This window comes from Nocardia sp. NPDC050413 (genome assembly GCF_040655475.1).
Taxonomy (GTDB): Bacteria; Actinomycetota; Actinomycetes; order Mycobacteriales; family Mycobacteriaceae; genus Nocardia; species Nocardia coubleae.
In genome coordinates, this window is sequence record NZ_JBFAJZ010000024.1 from 16052 (window position 1) to 32973 (window position 16922).

Consider the following 16922-nt stretch of genomic DNA (forward strand, 5'->3'; position numbering starts at 1 on the left):
TGGTACGGGCATGAAGTGGTCCTCGGTCAGCGGCTCACCGGTCGGGCGCGCGGTGCTCGCACTGGCCGCCGCGATGGTTGTCGCGCTGGTGGTGACAGTCGCGAATTCGTTGCTGGACAAGGTGAATCCGACCGCCCCCGGCCCCGGCTCGGCGGGCGCGGCCACGGTGTCGGGCAAGGAGATCGGCGATCTGGTCGCCACCCTCGTCGTCGCCAAGGAAGGCCCGATGACGGGCTACACCCGCGAGAAGTTCCCGCACTGGGACACCAACAAGCCCGAACACGGCTTCACCGGCGACCTCGCCACGTACACCAAATGCACCAGCCGCGACGTGATGATGCTGCGCGACGCCACGGGCAAGGTCACCCTCGACCCCAAAACCTGTGAACTGACAGTGCCAACGGGTGCGGGCTGGCAGGACCGCTACGGCTTCATCGACAAGAAGACCGGGCAGCTCGGGCCCTACAAGTTCATCACCGACCCGTCGAAGGTCGACGCCGAACACATCGTCGCCCTCGCCGAAGCCTGGCGTTCCGGTGCCGCCGACCGCGACGAGGACACCCGCCGCCGCATCGCCAACGACGCGATGAACCTGGTCGCCGCCGACCCGTCGGCCAACCGGTCCAAGGGTGACCAGGACCCCGCGAACTACCTGCCGCCGGGCAACTTCCGGTGTGCCTATATCGAGCACTACGTGAAGGTCAAGATAAAGTACGCACTGACCGTTGATACCGCCGAGCACACCGCGTTGCGCACCGCAGTCGACGACTGCCTCCGCCGAGGAGAGTTCAAATAAGCGAGCCCATCGAGATCACCGCCGAATGCGCCGTCATGACCGAAGAGGAAGGGACGGTGTCGGGCGAGCTCGACGTCATGCTCGACGACGCGGGTAAAGGCCTGGTCCGCTACCGCGGCACCGACACCTGGTACACCATCGGCAATATCGAGGCCGAACCGCCGCGCACCTGGGAGTGCGTCGCCGACCTCGTGAAAGCGATCAAGAAGGTGGCGGGCACTCGCGACGTGGCCGGGAACGCGGTGGTCTTCGAGGCCTGAGCGTCCGGCTGGCAATCTGGTAGTCATGCCCATCGACTACCACTCCCCCCGGGTCGCCTGGTCCGGGCTCGGCCACCGGATACCGCTCGCGGCCGCGCTCGTCGCCACTGCCCTCGCCCTGTTCGGACTGCTCACCTGGGTGGTCGTCGGCAATATGGACGGCACACCGTGGGATGTGCGGGTGCTCGACTGGATGATCGCGCATCGCAGCGAACCGCTGACCACGGTGGCGCGGGTGATCACCGACCTCGGCGGCACCGTGGCGATGACGATTCTGGCCGTCGTCACGGTGATCTGGTTGCTCGCCCGGCGCGATCTGCCGGTGGCCGCGCTGGTCGGTGTCACCTCGCTCGGCGCGGGCGCGCTGGTGTGGGGCATCAAGCGGATCGTCGACCGGCATCGTCCGCCGATGGAGTCACGGCTGGTCACCGAGCTGAGTCTGTCGTATCCGTCGGGACATTCGCTCGGGTCGGCGGCGGTCGTCGGGGTGGTGGCGATCGCGCTCGTCCCGCGCCTGCGCCGGGTCTGGGTGCGCCGCACCGCCATCTGCGTGGCGGTGGTCTTCCCGATCGCGGTCGGGCTGTCGCGGGTGTATCTCGGGGTGCACTGGATCACCGATGTGCTGGCGGGCTGGATCGTCGGTCTGCTCTGGCTGACACTGAGCGTCACCCTGTTCACCCGCCTGCACGCGCGCAACACCACCCGCACCTGACCGACGCGTGCCGAACATCTGGCAAGGAGTCCGCTGATGACGGTGGAACCGAGCGTCGCATTGATCGTGCTGTGCGTGGCCATGGTGGTCGCGGCGGCACTGGTGTACCGGTTCACCGGAATCGGTTCGCAGTTCGTGGTGCCGAAGGCCGCGTTCCGCGCGGTGCTGCAACTGGGCCTGATCGCGTTGATCCTCGCGGCCGCGCTTCGGCACCTGTGGTCGGCCGCGCTCGTGCTGCTGGTCATGTTCGGCGCGGCCGTGTTCACCGCCGTCCGGCGGGCGCAGGCGGGCCGCACCGGGATCTGGCTCGGGTCGGCCGTCGCGACCGGGATCGCGGCGGTGATGCCGGCGACCCTGCTCAGCGGCGCGGTGCCGATCCACGGCGTCACGCTGGTGTCGATCGGCGGCATCCTGCTGGGCGGCACCATGACCTCCACCTCGCTGGCGGCCCGGCGCGGGCTCGATGCCATCGGCCAGCGCTGGGGTGAGGTGGAGGCGGCCTTGAGTCTGGGATTCACCGATCGCCCCGCCCGCAAGATGGTGCTCACGGGCGCGGCGACCGACGCGCTGATCCCCGGTGTCGACCAGGCCCGAACGGTCGGGTTGGTCACCCTGCCCGGCGCGTTCATCGGTGTGCTGCTCACCAGTGGGTCCGCCGCGCAGGCCGGTGCGGTGCAGGTGCTCGTGCTGATCGGGTTGATGCTGTCGGAGGCGTGCGCGGTGGCGGTGACGCTCGAATTGGTCGCGCGCGCCCTAGTTCGCCGCCCGCGCCCCTGATCCGGCATTCATCGTGATCCCTCGATGAACTGGTGGTCGGTCACGATGCGGCCGTCGGCGTCGAGGGCGAGCAGATCGAAACCGCCGCCCTGGGCGGTGCCGTGGTCGCGGCGGTTCATCGTCCACGCGACGCCGACGGTGCCCGCGGGCAGTTCCACGGCGGGCCCGGCCGCGGCGAAGACGGATTCCCCATCGGCCAGGAACATGTCGTAGGCGCGGGTGACCCGGCGCTCGAGTGCGTCGTAGCCGTGCACCGCGAGCGGCGGGGCCGGTATCGCGAGTTCGGCTGCGGCCGTCCGGGCTTCGGCGGGCGGGTCGACCAGGTACTGCGCGCCGTCGACCGTGAAGAGGTCCTCGATCATCTTGCGGCGGGTGGTGGGATCGGCTTCGTTCCAGAGGGCCACGTAGCGGGTGGCGATGTCGTTGTCGCTCATGGCGACAACTCTGTCGAGCCGGGCGGCGCGGCGCGATTCCCTGCGGGGAATGGACGACGGGCGCACATCGGGGCCGCAGTTCATTCCCTTCTGGGAATGGCGCAGGGTACTCGTGCGCGGTTGACTCGCACCATGACGATCGCGCAGACCAGCACCGCCTTCGGCCCGCAACTGCGGCACTGGCGCACCCTGCGCCGGGTCAGCCAGCTCGACCTGGCGATTCGTGCCGAGACGAGTCAGCGCTACCTGAGCTTCCTCGAACAGGGCAGGTCCCAGCCGGGTCGCACGATGGTGGTGCGGCTGGCCGAATCCCTCGAGCTGACGCTGCGTGATCGCAACAACCTGCTCCTGGCCGCCGGTTTCGCCCCGGTGTTTCCCGAAAGCGATCTGGCCGCCCCGGAGTTGGCGCCGGTACGGGAGGCGCTCACCGCCGTTCTCGACGGGCACCTGCCGTATCCGGCGCTGGTCGCCCGCCCACGCGGCGAACTGGTCACGGCCAATGCCGCGTTCGACCTGTTCACCGAGGGTGTGGCCGAACACCTGCTACGTGCGCCGATGAACGTGCTCCGGTTGGCGCTGCACCCCGACGGGGTCGCGCCGCGAGTGCGCAACCTGCCCGAATGGGGCAGGCACATCATCGACTCACTGCGCACCCGGGCCGCTCACACCCCCGACCCCGCCGTCGACGCGCTCATCGAGGAACTGTCGGGCTATCTGCCGACTGTCGCGGTCGGACCCGATCACGTCGGCTTCGCCGTCCCCTTGCATCTGCGCACCGACGACGGCGACCTTCGCCTGATCACCACTCTCACCTCGTTCGCCACCGCGACCGATGTCACTCTCGCCGAGCTCCATCTCGAGGCGTTCCTGCCCGCAGACGAGGAGTCCGCCCGCATCCTGCGTCTGCGAGCATCCCGGCGCTGAATCCACCGCGCCGCGCACGGATCAGGAAGCGGCCGAGGCGATTTCGCGCTGCACCGGCTCATCCCAGTCGATGCGGTAGCGACGTTCGGCGCCCATCGTCTTCTCCGGGTTCATCACCGTCCGCACCATGAGCGGCATGACCGCGTTCATCATCTTGCGGGCGACCGGACCCGGTGTCTTGCTGCGATTGACCTTCGCGGCCCGGGCCGTGATGCCTTCGACCCGCGACCGCCGCAACCGTTCGTAGGCGGCGAACGCGGCTGTGGGCGAGTCGATGTCGCGGAGACAGCGGGCCAGTTGGACGGCACTTTCGATGGCCAGCGACGCACCCTGGCCGGAACTGTTCGACGGCGCGTGCACCGAATCGCCCACCAGGACCAGCCGATCGCGATACCAGTGCGGCACCGGCGGCATGATGTGCAGCGCACCGGTGATCTCGAGGGTGTCGGCCGTTGTGCGGCGGGCGAATTCACCGCCCGGTGTGTCGGGCGCGTAGGTGTCGCGCAGGATCCGCAGCCAGTACTCGGGTGATTTCGCCCTGGCCTCGGTGAACGAAAGGTACTGTTTACTCGGCAGATTCGCGCCCCATGCGATCTGGCCGTCGGCCCCTTTCCAGTACAGGTAGTAGGCCTTGGCGCCGAAGGCGAACACCATGGTGTCGTCGGGAACGTCGATGTCGAAGTCGACCTGCGCCCCGAACCCGAGCATGCCGGTGTAGTGCGGGCCGGGTGCGGACGGATCGATCAATCCCCGGACGGTGGAGCGGATTCCGTCGGCGCCGACGAGGATATCGGCGGTCGCGCTCGACCCGTCGGCGAAGTGCGCGGTGACGCCGTCGTCGTGTTCGTCGACACCGGTCAAGCGCTTGTCATAGGTGAACGGCACCCCGGCGGCGACGGCATGGTCGTGCAGTGTGCGGTGCAGCTCGCCACGGTCGACCAGCTGCAACGGTGGTTGATCCGACAGCGTCGGAAGCTCGTGCATGCGGCCACCGACACGCAGGCGCATCCCGGACACGGGTGAGGCGATACGGCGCACCGGGTCACCGGCGCCGAGGATGTCGAGGGCGGCGATGCCGTTGGGCGCCAGCGCCAGCCCGGAGCCGATGCCCTCGGACGGGCCGGAATAGGCCTCGTAGACGTGGGCGGCGATGCCCGCTTTACGCAGGGCGGTCGCGGCGACGGGTCCGGCGATGCCACCGCCGATGATCAGGGCGGAATGAATGGACATGGGTGATCTCCAGATCGGGACTTATGGCGTCACCCAGCTATCCTGTGGTTGCCAGCCTCGAGGCCGGGTGCGCCTGGTTTCGGGACGGTTCTCCGGGCTCGGTGGGGTGTTGCCGCACGCCACCGGGCTCGGGGTCTTTCGCATGCTGAGTTAGTCCGCGCTCCTCTCCGCCGGGGCTGTTTCGGCGGGCATGCCGTCGGCATGCCACTGCCGCCATTGGTCGAGCGCGTCGAACGTGCCCGCCACCAGTTCCGCGCGCAGCGCGCGTGCCCAGCGTGCCTCGGCTTCCAGCATCGCCAGGCCGTATTCGGTCTCGACGAGGAACAGCCGCGGCAGGGTGAGCGCGCCGAGGTCGCTCTTGATGCGGGCGATGGTTTCCTCGAGCCTGGCGACGCGGGTGCCGAGCAGGTCGATCACCTCGTCGGGCGGCAGAATCGCCAGGATCGACAGACCGGCGGTGAACCGGTGGTGTTCGGGTTCGGGTTCGGCGAGGAGTTCGCGTGTCCAGTCGGCCATTTCGGCGCGGCCGGCGTCGGTGATCCGGTAGATCACCCGCTCGGGCCGCGCCCCCTCCTTCTCGCTACCGACGACCTCGAGGAAGCCGGCCTTGGCCATGTTCTGCACAACCGTGTACAGCGAACCCCACTTGATGTCCATGTCACGGTCTTTGCCCTGCGCGCGCAGGGTCGCGGCGATCTCGTAGCGGTGCATCGGGCGCTGCACGATGACCGAGAGCACGGCCAGCGCCAGCAGATTGTTCACCTTGCGCTTCGTCGCCACGGCCGCCTCCTTACTCGTCTACGAATATACGTCTACGAGTAATCGGTGACAAGGCGTGGTCAACCGGTATAGACCTTGGCCCCACGATCGCCGTCGGCGCCTTCGTCGAGGAGTTTCGTGGCGATCTTCGACAGTGCCTCGTCGAGCAGGGCCCGATCGGTGGGGTCCTCGCAGTTCCAGTCGTCGAGGCGGTCACCCAGCCAGCGCCGCCACCCGGCCCGCAAGGTGTCGACCTCGGTGCGACCAGTGTCGGTGAGGGTGAGGGTGCCCGCCTCGGCGTGCAGCAGTCCCGCGTCGGCCGCCTGCCGAAAGACCGGGGCGAGCACCTCGACCGGGAGCCGGTGCCGGTAGGCGATGCCGTACACGGTGGCGGGCATGTCCTGTTTGCCGTACAGGTACACCTGCCCCAATGCCCACGCGGTGTCCGGACTCAACCGGCTGCCCGAGGCGGCGATGAGTTCGGGAATGATCGGGCCCTTCGCCCGCGCCTTGCGGACGGTCGCCGCGACCGAGCGTTCCAGCTGCACCACCCGGTCGTGCGAGTCCGGCACCGAGAACCCCTCGCCCACGTCGCCCGCACCGTGGCGCGCGCTGTCGCGCAGCCGCACCTGCGGCAGGAACCAGGCGACGACGAAACCGAGCAGCGCCACGGGAACCACCCAGGCGAAGACATGGTCGATCGAGCGGGCGTAGGCGTCGACGATCGGTGCGGTCTGCTCGACGGGCAGCTCACGCAGCAGTTTCGGATCCGCCACCGCCTCGGGCGGGACGCCGGGTGCCGCCCGCATCGCCTCGGCGAGGGCGGTTTTGCTCTCGTTGCTGTAGAGCGTGCCGAACACCGCCGTGCCGAACGCGCTGCCGAGGGTGCGGAAGAAGGTGACGCCGGAGGTCGCGGTGCCGAGGTCGGCGTAGGGCACGGTGTTCTGCACGACGATGGTGAGCACCTGCATGCCCAGCCCGAGGCCCGCGCCGAGAATCAGCATGTACAGCGATTCCAGCCACACGCTGGTGTGCCGGTCCATCGTCGACATCAAGCCGAGGCCCACGGCGAGCACGGCCATGCCGACGATCGGGAAATACCGGTACCGGCCGGTCTTGCCGACCACCTGGCCGGAGAAGATCGAGGTGATGAACAGGCCGACGACCAGCGGCAAGGTGCGCACACCCGACACCGTCGCCGACACACCGTCGACGTATTGCAGGTAGGCGGGCAGGTAGGTCATCGAGCCGAGCATGGCGAAGCCGACGATGAAACTGAGCACCGAGGACACCGTGAACACGCGGCTGCGGAACAACCGCATCGGCAGCATCGGCTCCTTCGCCCGGTTCTCCACGCGCACGAACGCGGCGAGCAGCACGACGGCGAGAACGAACAGCCCGATGATCTGCCAGGAACCCCACGGATACTCGTTGCCACCGAATTCCAGGCCCAGGATCAGCGCCGACACACCGACGGCGACCAGGCCGATGCCGAGGTAGTCGATCACCGGCCGGGTGCGGGCGGCGAGTTTCGGCAGCGTCCGCGCCGCCATCACCAGCATCACGACGACCACCGGGACGTTCACATAGAAGCACCACCGCCAGCTCGCGTGGTCGGTGAACAGCCCGCCGAGCGTGGGACCGAGAACCGTGGTGATGCCGAAGACCGCCCCGAGCGCACCCTGGTATTTGCCGCGTTCGCGCAGCGGAATGGTGTCGGCGATCAAGGCCATCGACGTGACCATCAGCCCGCCCGCACCGACGCCCTGGATACCGCGCGCGAGAATCAGCATCGGCATGCCGCCTGCCATGCCCGCCAGCGCGGAGCCGGCGATGAAGATGATGCCGCTGATCTGGAACAGCAGTTTGCGGCCGAACAGGTCACCGAGTTTGCCCGCGAGCACGGTCGCGACGGCCTCGGCGAGCAGGTACGAGGTGACCACCCAGGCCATGTGCCCCGCGCTGCCGAGATCGGCGACGATCGAGGGCAGCGCGGCCGACACGATGGTCTGGTCGAGCGCGGCCATCAGCATGCCGAGCACCACCGTGGCGAATACGAGATTGATCTTGGTCTTGCTCATCGGCGCGACGGGCTCGTCTACAGCAACACCATCCGGCATGGCCCCAGTATGGGCGTTGCCGCGCCCGGCGAGAGCCCAGTGACACGGCAGCAATCGGACCGATATCTCAGCGCACGGCGTACCCGGCCAGCCCCGGTTCGAGCGCGTCGAAGGCGACCTCGGCGTAATCGGTGAGGGCAGCGGCGATCTCGTCGCCCGACTCGCCCGCGAGGGTACGACGCAGGATCTCCTCGAACAACACGCGATGCACGCCCGCCAGCTGTGCGGCGGCTACCCGAGGGATGATGTCGTCGGGCGCGGCGGCGGTCTCCTCGGCGAGTGCGCGGGCCAGCGCCGCCTCCCGCTCGTCGTGGAACTCCCGCAACCGGGCGGTGAGGGCTTGGCTGTCGGTGATCATCTTGGCGAACGGCGCGCCGCTGAAACCGATCACCGGGTCCTGCGCGGCCACGGCGGCGAGGTAGGCGCCGCGCAGGGCGGCCAGTGCGGACTGACCGGGGGCGCGCTCACGCACGATCGCGGCGAGTTGTTCGACGTAGGCCGCGCCGAGATCCAGGGCCAGGTCTTCCTTGCGGGGGAAGTAGTTGGTGACGGTCATCTTCGCCACGTCGGCGGCCGCGGCGATCTCGGCGATCGTCACCTTGTCGAAGCCGCGTTCGAGGAACAACTCCGTGGCCCGATGCGAGATCTGCTCCCTGGTCTGCTGCTTCTTCCTGGCCCGTAACCCCTGCTGCGTAGTCATGTCCTCAGCGTAACTGAACTCGTCCCAAAATTGTTCTTGACATATTTTTATGTTCGACCTAAGTTTGTGTTCGTCGCCGCGAGCGACATTCCTTCGCCGAACGGGAGTCCTCCTTGACTGTCACCGCCGATCCCATCCGCGACTACCTCACCGCCATCAGCCGCACGCCCCTGCTGACGGCCGAGCAGGAATACGCCCTCGCCGCACGCATCGCCGCGGGCGTCGAGGCCCGCACAGAGCTCGACGAGAACGCTTCGGCGGGAGTCGAGCTCTCCGCGTCACGGCGGAAGGAGTTGCAGCGCACAGTGCTCGATGGGCAGCGCGCGAAAGACCATATGGTTCGGGCGAATCTGCGCCTGGTGGTGTCCATCGCCCGTCGCTTCCCGACCAACACCGGGATGTCGCTGCTCGACCTGATCCAGGAGGGCACCCTCGGGCTGATGCGCGCGGTGGACAAGTTCGACCACCGCCGCGGGCTCAAGTTGTCGACCTACGCCACCTACTGGATCCGCCAGTCCATCGGTCGCGCGCTCACCGACCAGGGGCGGACCATCCGGTTGCCGTCCAATGTGGCCGATGTCCTGCACAAAGTCGTGCGGGTGCGTCGCGAGCTGACCCACGAGCTCGGCCGGGCGGTCACCGCCGAGGAGATCGCGGAGCGGGCCGAACTCACCGTCGCCCAGGTGACCGCGGCGCTGCGCCACGAGGCAGAACCGGTGTCGTTGCAGACACCGCTCGGGGAGGACACCGAACTCGGCTCGGTACTGCCCGACACCGCGCCCCCACCTGCCGAGCTGGTCGCCGAGCGGATGCTCCGCGGGTATGTCGAGGCGGCCCTGGCCGGGCTCACCGAGCGTGAATCCGATGTCATCCGGCTGCGTTTCGGCCTCGACCGCGGTGAGGCCCGCACACTGGAGGAAGTGGGTTCGCAGCTTGGGGTCTCCCGGGAGCGTGCCCGGCAGATCGAGGCGAAGGCCATGACCAAGCTGCGCAGGCCCGCGTGTGCCCGTACGCTGGCCGGGTTGCTCGGCTGACCACTTCCGATCGATCTTACTCGAGAGTAAGGTCGGGGCATGGCATGGAAACCAGCTGACATCGCGGACCAGACCGGCCGCACCTTCGTGATCACCGGCGCCAACGGCGGCCTCGGCGCCGAGACCACGAAGGTGCTGGCCGCCAAGGGCGCCACCGTGATCATGGCCTGTCGCAACAAGGCCAAGGCGGAACCGATCGCCGCCGCCATCCCCGGCGACGTGCGGGTGGCCGCCCTCGATCTGGCCGACCTGGCCTCCGTGCGTGAATTCGCCGAGCAGCAGGGCGAATTCGATGTGCTCGTCAACAACGCGGGCCTGATGAACGTGCCGTTCTCACGGACGGCCGACGGGTTCGAAACCCAGTTCGGTGTGAACCATCTCGGTCACTTCGCCCTCACCGGTCTGCTGCTCGACCGTGTCCGCGACCGGGTGGTGACCTTGGCCAGCATCGCCCACAAGCAGACCCCCAAGCTGTGGATCGACGACCTGAACTACGAGAACCGTCGCTACCAGCGCAATCTCGCCTACGCCCAGGCGAAGCTGGCCAACCTGATGTTCGCCCGCGAACTGCAGCGCCGCCTCGGCGAGGCGGGTGCGAAGCAGAAGTCCTACGCGGTGCACCCCGGTGTCTCGGCGACCGACCTGTTCGCCCGCACCGAAACGCTGCTCGACCGGGTGAGCAAGCCCGTCATCCGCCTCATCGGCCACCCGCCTGCCAAGGCCGCCCACTCCACCCTGTTCGCCGCGACCGAATCCGATGCCGATCCCACCGTCTACTGGGGTCCGAACCGGCTCATGCAGTCGCAGGGTCCGGTCGAGGCGTGCCCGTCGAGTTCGCTGTCGCGCAATCCCGAACTGTTGCGGCGCCTCTGGGAGGAATCGGAGCGGATGACGGGCGTCGCCTACAAGTTCTGAGCGACCTCGAGCACGATCTTGCCCCGCGTGCGCTGGGTGTCGGCGATCTCGTGCGCCTTGCTCGCCGACTCCAGCGGCACCACGGTGTCCACGTGCACGCGCAGGGCGCCCTCGCGGGCCAGATCCGCGATCGCGAGCATGCCCGTGCGATCGGCCTCGACGATCATGAACTGGGCCCGCAATCCCAGCGGACGCGCGATGTCGGCGAGCGCGGCCTCGGCGGGTGAGGCGAGGGAGACCACGATGCCACCTGGTCGGAGGGTGCGCAGCGAGCGTGGCCCGTATTCGCCGCCGATGGTGTCGACCACCACGTCGATATCGCGGGCCACTTCCTCGAATGCCGTTGTGGTGTAGTCGATGACCTCGTCGGCGCCCAGGCCGCGGACGAATTCGTGGTTGTCGGCGCGGGCCGTGCCGACGACATGGGCACCGCGCGCTTTCGCGATCTGCACCGCCGCCTGTCCGACACCGCCCGCCGCGGCGTGGACCAGCACACGCTGTCCCGGCCGCACATCGGCGGTGTCGACCAGCGCCTGCCACGCGGTGAGGGCGACCAGCGGCAGACCGCCCGCCTCGAGATGGCTCAGGTTCGTGGGTTTGTGGGCGAGATGGCGGGCCGGCGCGGTGACGTACTCGGCGTAGGTTGCGGCCGGGTGCGGGTGTCGTGGCATGCCGAACACTTCGTCGCCCGGGGCGAACAAGGTGACGCCGAGGCCCACCGCCTCGACGACACCGGACACATCCCAGCCGAGTGGGGTGATCGCGCCTCGCAGCCCGCCCAGGGCGCGATGCCAGGAGTCGGTCGGGTTCACACCCGCCGCGTGTACCCGGATCAGCACTTCCGCCGGGCCGGGTTCCGGCCGGTCGACGTCGATCACCCGCAGCACCTCGGGTCCGCCGAAGGTGTCCTGTCTGATTGCCCGCATGTCAATTCCTTCTGTGCGCGTTGCCGTTTCCGTACGGGAAAGACAATGCCGGGTATCGGGAAAGCCGACGAGTGGCAAGAAGGCCAATATATGCAAGGATCTTGCCATGCAGCGCGTGGTGGTTCTGGCCCTGGACGGCGTGTATCCCTTCGAACTCGGGATCCCGGCCCGCATCTTCGGGACGGCGGTCGCGGCGGACGGCAGCCCGCTCTACGAAATCCGCACCTGCAGCCTCGACGGCGCGCCGGTACGCACGAACGCCGACTTCACGATCGCGGTGGAGTGGGACAGCAGTGCCCTCGACGACGCCGACATCGTCGTCATCCCGCCGTTCAACGAATGCGACGACCACGCGAGCTATCGCCTACCCGAGCAGGTGGCCGACGCGTTGCGGCGCCCGCAGACCCGGGTGGTCAGCTTCTGCACCTCGGCGTTCGTGCTGGCCGCGCTCGGATTGCTCGACGGCAGACCCGCGACCACCCACTGGAACCAGGCCGAACGGTTCCGCCGCGAGTTCCCCCGGGTGCGCATGGACGCCGACGTGCTGTTCGTCGACGACGGGCGCATCCTCACCGCCGCGGGCAGCGCGGCGGGCATCGACCTGTGCCTGCACCTGCTGCGCAGCGACCACGGCAGCGCCGTCGCCAACCGGGTGGCGCGGCTGTGCATCGTGCCACCGTGGCGCGAGGGCGGTCAGGCCCAGTTCATCGATCGGCCGATGCCCGAATCGGGGACCGCGAGCACCGCCGGTACCCGCGCCTGGGCGCTCACCCACCTCGACCGCCCCCTGCCCCTCGCCGAACTCGCCGCCCACGCCCGGATGAGCGTGCGTACCTTCTGCCGCCGCTTCCGCGAGGAAACCGGCCTCCCGCCCGGCCAGTGGCTCATCCGCCAGCGCGTCGACCTGGCCCGTCACCTGCTCGAGGCCACCGACCTGCCCATCGACCGCGTCGCGGCCGAGTCCGGCCTCGGCACCGCAGCCTCCCTGCGCCAGCATCTCGCCACCACCATCGGCGTCCCCCCCACCACCTACCGCCACACCTTCCGCGCCGCGCAGCTGTGACGCCTGCCTCGACCGGGTTTGTGGGCCGCGACCTGCTCCTACGCAACGTGTAGTAGGCGGGTACCGTGGGTGTGTGTCTGATCGACCTTCCCGCCCGGCGTACAACCGGCCCGCGCTGATCGCGCTGGTCGTCGTGGTCGCGCTGGGCTGTCTCGCACTGGCCTGGTGGCAGTGGGAACGGTTCGATTCCGCGACCGGAACCGGGCAGAACCTCGGGTACGCGCTGCAGTGGCCGCTGTTCGCGGCGTTCGCGGTGTTCGCCTACGTCAGGTTCGTGCGTCTCGAGCGTGAGGCGGGCGAGCCCGCCGCGCCGCGCGCGAGCAAGGCCGAGGCGCCGCGCGAGATTCCGGCCGGGCTCCTGCCCGAACGGCCCAAGGCCGCCGCCGCGGACGACCCGGAGACCGCTGCCTACAACCAGTACCTGGCGCGATTGCACGCCAGCGATATCGATGCGCAGACCCGCGCCGCCGGTCTGCACGCCCCTGAGAGGAACGCCGGGTGACCGACAACAACACCACCGCACCGTCGCTGGACAAACCGGCTACCGGTGCACCGGCGGGCAACGCCAAGATCGCCTCCGCGCTGCTGCGCTACCGCGCCCTCGCCTGGTTCACCGGTCTGTGGCTGCTGCTACTCACCGCCGAGATGATCGCCCAGTACGGCTTCGGCATGGACACCCCGCGCTGGATCGCGCTCGTGCACGGCTGGGTGTACTTCGCCTACCTGCTGGTCACCGCCGACCTCGCGGTCAAGGTCCGCTGGCCCATCGCCCGCACCGTCGGCACCCTCATCGCGGGCACCATCCCCCTGCTCTCCTTCTTCGTCGAGCACCGCAACGCCAAAGACGTCAAAGCCCAGTACAACCTCTGAGGTCCTGGGCTCTCGATCACCACGCTCTGGTGGCGGCATCTCGCGAGTAGCCCCGCCACCACGGCGTGGTGATCTTGATCGATGCCGAGCGCCCTCGACTGGACGCGTGGCCCTGATGGCGGCATCGGCCGGGTGGGCTCCACCACCAGAGCGTGGTGATCTCGGAACTCAGGCCAGGGCCGCCAAAGCGGGGAGGAGCTGGGTGAGGGCGCGGCCTCGGTGGGAGGCGGCGTCTTTTTCCGCGGGGGTGAGGTCGGCGGCGCTGCGGGGGCCGCCGTCGGGGTGGAAGAGCGGGTCGTAGCCGAAGCCGCCTTCGCCCTGCGGTTCGCGGGCGATGGTGCCCGGCCATTCGCCACGGACCACCGTGGTGGTGCCGTCGGGCAGGACGAGGGCGCAGGTCGAGACGAAGCGGGCGGTGCGCCGTTCGTCGGGGACGTCGCCGAGCTGACCGAGCAGCAGGGCGTTGTTGGCCTCGTCGTCGCCGTGACGACCGGCCCAACGGGCCGACAGCACACCGGGCATCCCGTTGAGAGCGTCCACCTCGATACCGGAATCGTCTGCCACACAAGGCAATCCGGTTGCGACAGCACCGTCACGCGCCTTGGCGATCGCGTTCTCCTCGAAGGTGGCACCGATTTCGGGGGCCTCCTCGTAGGGCGGCACGTCGTCGAGGCTCACCAGTTCGATCCCGGCGACACCCGCGTCGTCGAGGATGCGGCGCAATTCCTTCAGCTTCTTGGCATTTCGGCTGGCGACCAGCACGCGCGTGCCCACGGTTACTTCTTCCCCGCCGGTTCGGGCAGCTCACCCGGGTACGGCAGGGCGAGGGCGGCCTTCTGGATCGCGAACAGCTCCTCGCAGCCGACCAGCGCCGAATCGAGCAGCTTGTCGAGGGTGGAGCGGGGGAAGGTGGCGCCTTCGCCGGTGCCCTGGATCTCGACGAGGGTTCCGGTGTCGGTGGCGACCACGTTCATGTCGACCTCGGCACGCGAATCCTCTTCGTACGGCAGGTCCAGGCGCACCCGGCCGTCGACGACGCCGACGCTCACCGCGGCGATCATGCACGAAATCGGTTGCGGGTCGGCCAGTTTGCCCGCGGCGGCCAGGTAGGTGACGGCGTCGCTGAGCGCGACGTAGGCGCCGGTGATGGCGGCGGTCCGGGTGCCGCCGTCGGCCTGCAGCACGTCGCAGTCCAGCGCGATGGTGTTCTCCCCCAGCGCGGCCAGGTCGATGCACGCGCGCAGCGAACGCCCGATCAGCCTGCTGATCTCCTGGGTGCGCCCGCCGACCTTGCCCTTCACCGACTCACGCCCGCTGCGGGTGTGGGTGGCGGCGGGCAGCATCGCGTATTCGGCGGTGAGCCAGCCCAGGCCCGAGTCGCGCCGCCACGGCGGCACCCCCTCGGTGACGCTGGCGGTGCACATCACCCTGGTCTGCCCGAATTCCACCAGCACCGACCCGGCCGGGTGCGAGGTGAAACCTCGGGTGATCTTGACCTCGCGGAGTTCGTCATCCGCCCTACCATCGGCTCGTCTCGACACGGTAGGGATTATGCCCGTCGGCGTGCGTCCGTGTTCGCGGCCCCTCGTCGAGGTGCCGGGGCCGTGGCGCTACAGGTCGAAGGTCTCGCCCGGTGCGACCGCGTGGACCGGGCCCGCGAAGGCCGCTTTGGCCTCGGCGATGACGTCTTCGCGCGAGGTCCACGGCGGGATATGGGTGAGCAGCAGTTCCTTGGCGCCCGAGCGGGTGGCGATCTCGCCCGCCTCGGTGCCCGAAAGGTGAATGCCCGGAGGACGATTCGCGGGATCGTGGGTCCAGGACGCCTCGGCCATCAGCACGTCGGCACCCTGGGCGAGTTCGACGACGGCGTCGCACATGGCGGTGTCACCGGTGTAGACGAACACGCGGCCGCTCGCGGCGGTGATGCGCAGACCGTAGGACTCCGGCGGGTGGTACATGCGGCGCGCCTCGACCGTGTGACCCGGGCCGAAGGGGACGGGGACGTTCTCGGTCCACGCCTGGGAGTCGATCACGTCGGACCAGTCGTCGGTTTCGCCGCCGATCTCGGCCGAGGCGTTGCCGATGCGTAAGGCCGCGTCGGACGGGCCGCGGACCAGCGCCTTGCCGGTGGGCGGATTGGGGTGGTATCGACGCCACACGAGCAGGGCAGGCAGGTCGAGGCAATGATCCGCGTGCAGGTGTGTGAGGAAGATGTCGACATCACCGGGGTTCAGGTGCTTCTGCAGCGCGCCGAACACGCCCGGCCCGAAGTCGATGACGGTCGGACGCATATCCGGGCCGGTCAACAGGTACCCCGACGCTGGGGAGTCCGGGCCGGACACACTGCCCGAGCACCCGAGAACGGTAAGGCGCATGCCCTCATGCTGCCACGACGGGCTGGTACTCACTGCAGGATCCCCCCATTCTCCAGACCGGATCCCCGGTTACCGCGTTGGTAGTGCGCGGCCGACCGATGCTTCACGGCGGCGTCGACGTTCATCACCAGAGAGTACCCAGCCCGCCAGCACTCCACCCACCGCCCCGAAAAGATGCCCCTGCCAAGAAATTCGGGGGTCCGTGGGCAGCACGCCCCACAGCATCGACCCGTAGATCAGGAAGATCACCAGCCCCACCACGATCTGCCCGACATTGCGCGCGAACCATCCCCGGCAGATCAGATAGGTGAGCCACCCGAACACGATCGAGGACGCACCGATGTGCACGCTCCCGGTCTGCCCCGTGAGCCAGGTCCCCACCCCCGCGATCACCCAGATGATCGCCGTGGCGGCGATACCGCGCCCGATCCCCGAGAGCAACACGATGAACCCGAGCACGAGCAACGGCAGGCTGTTGGCCAGCAAATGGTCCCACCCACCGTGCAGCAGCGGCGCCCACAGAATCCCGTCGAGCCCACTCACCGCACGCGGTTCGATCCCCGCACCGTCGAGCTCGTTCGCCGCCCCCGGCGGCCGATCGTAGGACAGCACCATGTCGATGCCCTCGATGACGAACAGCGCCACCACGAACCCGACGATCCCCACCGCCGCCGACACCACCGACCCACCCCGACGCCCGGACGAACCGCCACTGCCCAGCCCCCGAACACGCTCCGGATCGAACGAGGCCCCAACCCCACCGCTCACTGTCATCGCCTCCACTCGGCCGGGCCGACACCGCTCACTCCCGAGGGTACCGCCCAGAACACGCGAAAACCGGCCATCAATGCCCAACCACAACGCGCCCCCGAGTCGGCCATGACCGCACTCCCAACCCCGCACGACCCGACCCCGAGGAGGGTCCGCCGCGCCAACCGCAACGCCGACTGGTTGTGCAGCACCTGCTCCCACCAGTGACCGACCACGTACTCGGGGATGAACACGGTGACCACGTCGCGCGGCGCGT

21 protein-coding genes are annotated in these 16922 nt (G+C 68.9%); 10 read left to right on the forward strand and 11 right to left on the reverse strand.

The features are described from left to right. The first annotated feature begins 10 nt into the window (after nt 1–10). Genes AB0I19_RS28780 through AB0I19_RS28795 form a run of 4 tightly spaced genes read left to right on the forward strand, consistent with a single transcriptional unit; the run spans nt 11 to nt 2545 of the window. Nucleotides 11–796: an HNH endonuclease family protein gene (locus AB0I19_RS28780; RefSeq protein WP_357153140.1), complete on the forward strand. Its 786-nt coding sequence runs from the start codon at nt 11–13 to the stop codon at nt 794–796. Between the two features lie 35 nt (nt 797–831). After that, nucleotides 832–1056: a hypothetical protein gene (locus AB0I19_RS28785; protein ID WP_084457587.1), complete on the forward strand. Its 225-nt coding sequence runs from the start codon at nt 832–834 to the stop codon at nt 1054–1056. A gap of 25 nt (nt 1057–1081) precedes the next feature. Continuing rightward, nucleotides 1082–1768 carry a phosphatase PAP2 family protein gene (locus AB0I19_RS28790; protein ID WP_357153143.1) on the forward strand — a complete coding sequence of 229 codons (687 nt, stop codon included), beginning with the start codon at nt 1082–1084 and terminating at the stop codon, nt 1766–1768. Nucleotides 1769–1804: 36 nt separating this feature from the next. Then, on the forward strand, nt 1805–2545 hold the full coding sequence (locus AB0I19_RS28795) for an ABC transporter permease (protein WP_357153146.1): 741 nt from the start codon (nt 1805–1807) through the stop codon (nt 2543–2545). Nucleotides 2546–2553: 8 nt separating this feature from the next. Here the strand turns inward: AB0I19_RS28795 and AB0I19_RS28800 are convergent, their stop codons facing one another. Next, complete coding sequence (locus AB0I19_RS28800; protein ID WP_357153149.1) at nt 2554–2979, reverse strand: hypothetical protein; 426 nt, start codon at nt 2977–2979, stop codon at nt 2554–2556. A gap of 132 nt (nt 2980–3111) precedes the next feature. Between AB0I19_RS28800 and AB0I19_RS28805 the strand changes: the two genes are divergently transcribed. Continuing rightward, nucleotides 3112–3903, forward strand: coding sequence for a helix-turn-helix transcriptional regulator (locus AB0I19_RS28805; RefSeq protein ID WP_357153151.1), 792 nt, complete (start codon nt 3112–3114; stop codon nt 3901–3903). A 21-nt stretch (nt 3904–3924) separates the two neighbouring features. Here AB0I19_RS28805 and AB0I19_RS28810 read toward each other — a convergent pair whose 3' ends face one another. The 4 genes from AB0I19_RS28810 to AB0I19_RS28825 all read right to left on the reverse strand — a co-directional run bounded on the left by AB0I19_RS28810 (nt 3925) and on the right by AB0I19_RS28825 (nt 8712). Then, the gene (locus AB0I19_RS28810) at nt 3925–5133 is read right to left on the reverse strand and encodes an FAD-dependent monooxygenase (RefSeq protein ID WP_357153154.1); all 1209 of its coding nucleotides are present in this window, start codon (nt 5131–5133) and stop codon (nt 3925–3927) included. A 150-nt stretch (nt 5134–5283) separates the two neighbouring features. Continuing rightward, nucleotides 5284–5913, reverse strand: coding sequence for a PadR family transcriptional regulator (locus tag AB0I19_RS28815; RefSeq protein ID WP_357153157.1), 630 nt, complete (start codon nt 5911–5913; stop codon nt 5284–5286). Between the two features lie 59 nt (nt 5914–5972). Then, entirely contained in the window at nt 5973–8012 is a 2040-nt protein-coding gene (locus AB0I19_RS28820) for an MDR family MFS transporter (RefSeq protein ID WP_357153160.1), read from the reverse strand. Between the two features lie 67 nt (nt 8013–8079). Beyond that, nucleotides 8080–8712, reverse strand: a complete 633-nt coding sequence (locus tag AB0I19_RS28825) for a TetR family transcriptional regulator (protein WP_357153163.1) — start codon at nt 8710–8712, stop codon at nt 8080–8082. Nucleotides 8713–8825: 113 nt separating this feature from the next. Here AB0I19_RS28825 and AB0I19_RS28830 point away from each other — a divergent pair, with 113 nt between their 5' ends. Then, entirely contained in the window at nt 8826–9746 is a 921-nt protein-coding gene (locus tag AB0I19_RS28830) for a sigma-70 family RNA polymerase sigma factor (RefSeq protein WP_357153165.1), read from the forward strand. A gap of 39 nt (nt 9747–9785) precedes the next feature. Then, nucleotides 9786–10661: an oxidoreductase gene (locus AB0I19_RS28835; protein ID WP_357153167.1), complete on the forward strand. Its 876-nt coding sequence runs from the start codon at nt 9786–9788 to the stop codon at nt 10659–10661. Here the strand turns inward: AB0I19_RS28835 and AB0I19_RS28840 are convergent. Beyond that, on the reverse strand, nt 10649–11587 hold the full coding sequence (locus AB0I19_RS28840; RefSeq protein ID WP_357153169.1) for an NADP-dependent oxidoreductase: 939 nt from the start codon (nt 11585–11587) through the stop codon (nt 10649–10651). The genes AB0I19_RS28835 and AB0I19_RS28840 overlap by 13 nt on opposite strands. Nucleotides 11588–11693: 106 nt before the next feature. Here AB0I19_RS28840 and AB0I19_RS28845 point away from each other — a divergent pair, with 106 nt between their 5' ends. From AB0I19_RS28845 to AB0I19_RS28855, 3 genes are all read left to right on the forward strand, one after another. Further along, nucleotides 11694–12650 carry a helix-turn-helix domain-containing protein gene (locus tag AB0I19_RS28845; protein ID WP_357153172.1) on the forward strand — a complete coding sequence of 319 codons (957 nt, stop codon included), beginning with the start codon at nt 11694–11696 and terminating at the stop codon, nt 12648–12650. 73 nt (nt 12651–12723) lie between these two features. Then, nucleotides 12724–13152 (forward strand): transcriptional regulator, encoded by a 429-nt coding sequence (locus AB0I19_RS28850; protein WP_357153175.1) that lies wholly within the window; start codon nt 12724–12726, stop codon nt 13150–13152. 26 nt (nt 13153–13178) lie between these two features. Then, nucleotides 13179–13520, forward strand: a complete 342-nt coding sequence (locus tag AB0I19_RS28855) for a DUF3817 domain-containing protein (protein ID WP_067498394.1) — start codon at nt 13179–13181, stop codon at nt 13518–13520. Nucleotides 13521–13688: 168 nt separating this feature from the next. On the opposite strand, the gene rdgB is transcribed toward AB0I19_RS28855, so the two are convergent. The 5 genes from rdgB to AB0I19_RS28880 all read right to left on the reverse strand — a co-directional run. Then, complete coding sequence (gene rdgB, locus AB0I19_RS28860; protein ID WP_357153178.1) at nt 13689–14294, reverse strand: RdgB/HAM1 family non-canonical purine NTP pyrophosphatase; 606 nt, start codon at nt 14292–14294, stop codon at nt 13689–13691. Between the two features lie 2 nt (nt 14295–14296). Further along, nucleotides 14297–15061, reverse strand: a complete 765-nt coding sequence (gene rph, locus AB0I19_RS28865) for a ribonuclease PH (protein WP_067498292.1) — start codon at nt 15059–15061, stop codon at nt 14297–14299. Between the two features lie 69 nt (nt 15062–15130). Continuing rightward, nucleotides 15131–15895: a cyclic nucleotide-degrading phosphodiesterase gene (locus AB0I19_RS28870; RefSeq protein ID WP_067498289.1), complete on the reverse strand. Its 765-nt coding sequence runs from the start codon at nt 15893–15895 to the stop codon at nt 15131–15133. 69 nt (nt 15896–15964) lie between these two features. Next, nucleotides 15965–16669, reverse strand: a complete 705-nt coding sequence (locus AB0I19_RS28875) for a rhomboid family intramembrane serine protease (RefSeq protein ID WP_357153181.1) — start codon at nt 16667–16669, stop codon at nt 15965–15967. Continuing rightward, a partial coding sequence (locus AB0I19_RS28880) for a hypothetical protein (RefSeq protein ID WP_357153184.1) occupies nt 16666–16922 on the reverse strand: 257 nt, incomplete at its 5' end. The genes AB0I19_RS28875 and AB0I19_RS28880, both read right to left, overlap by 4 nt.

Excerpts from the sequence above, each read along its gene's own strand:
- AB0I19_RS28780 (WP_357153140.1), top strand. The coding sequence starts at position 11 with ATGAAGTGGTCCTCGGTCAGCGGCTCACCGGTCGGGCGCGCGGTGCTC.
- AB0I19_RS28785 (WP_084457587.1), top strand. The coding sequence starts at position 832 with ATGACCGAAGAGGAAGGGACGGTGTCGGGCGAGCTCGACGTCATGCTC.
- AB0I19_RS28790 (WP_357153143.1), top strand. The coding sequence starts at position 1,082 with ATGCCCATCGACTACCACTCCCCCCGGGTCGCCTGGTCCGGGCTCGGC.
- AB0I19_RS28795 (WP_357153146.1), top strand. The coding sequence starts at position 1,805 with ATGACGGTGGAACCGAGCGTCGCATTGATCGTGCTGTGCGTGGCCATG.
- AB0I19_RS28800 (WP_357153149.1), bottom strand. The coding sequence starts at position 2,979 with ATGAGCGACAACGACATCGCCACCCGCTACGTGGCCCTCTGGAACGAA.
- AB0I19_RS28805 (WP_357153151.1), top strand. The coding sequence starts at position 3,112 with ATGACGATCGCGCAGACCAGCACCGCCTTCGGCCCGCAACTGCGGCAC.
- AB0I19_RS28810 (WP_357153154.1), bottom strand. The coding sequence starts at position 5,133 with ATGTCCATTCATTCCGCCCTGATCATCGGCGGTGGCATCGCCGGACCC.
- AB0I19_RS28820 (WP_357153160.1), bottom strand. The coding sequence starts at position 8,012 with ATGCCGGATGGTGTTGCTGTAGACGAGCCCGTCGCGCCGATGAGCAAG.
- AB0I19_RS28825 (WP_357153163.1), bottom strand. The coding sequence starts at position 8,712 with ATGACTACGCAGCAGGGGTTACGGGCCAGGAAGAAGCAGCAGACCAGG.
- AB0I19_RS28835 (WP_357153167.1), top strand. The coding sequence starts at position 9,786 with ATGGCATGGAAACCAGCTGACATCGCGGACCAGACCGGCCGCACCTTC.
- AB0I19_RS28840 (WP_357153169.1), bottom strand. The coding sequence starts at position 11,587 with ATGCGGGCAATCAGACAGGACACCTTCGGCGGACCCGAGGTGCTGCGG.
- AB0I19_RS28845 (WP_357153172.1), top strand. The coding sequence starts at position 11,694 with ATGCAGCGCGTGGTGGTTCTGGCCCTGGACGGCGTGTATCCCTTCGAA.
- AB0I19_RS28870 (WP_067498289.1), bottom strand. The coding sequence starts at position 15,895 with ATGCGCCTTACCGTTCTCGGGTGCTCGGGCAGTGTGTCCGGCCCGGAC.
- AB0I19_RS28875 (WP_357153181.1), bottom strand. The coding sequence starts at position 16,669 with ATGACAGTGAGCGGTGGGGTTGGGGCCTCGTTCGATCCGGAGCGTGTT.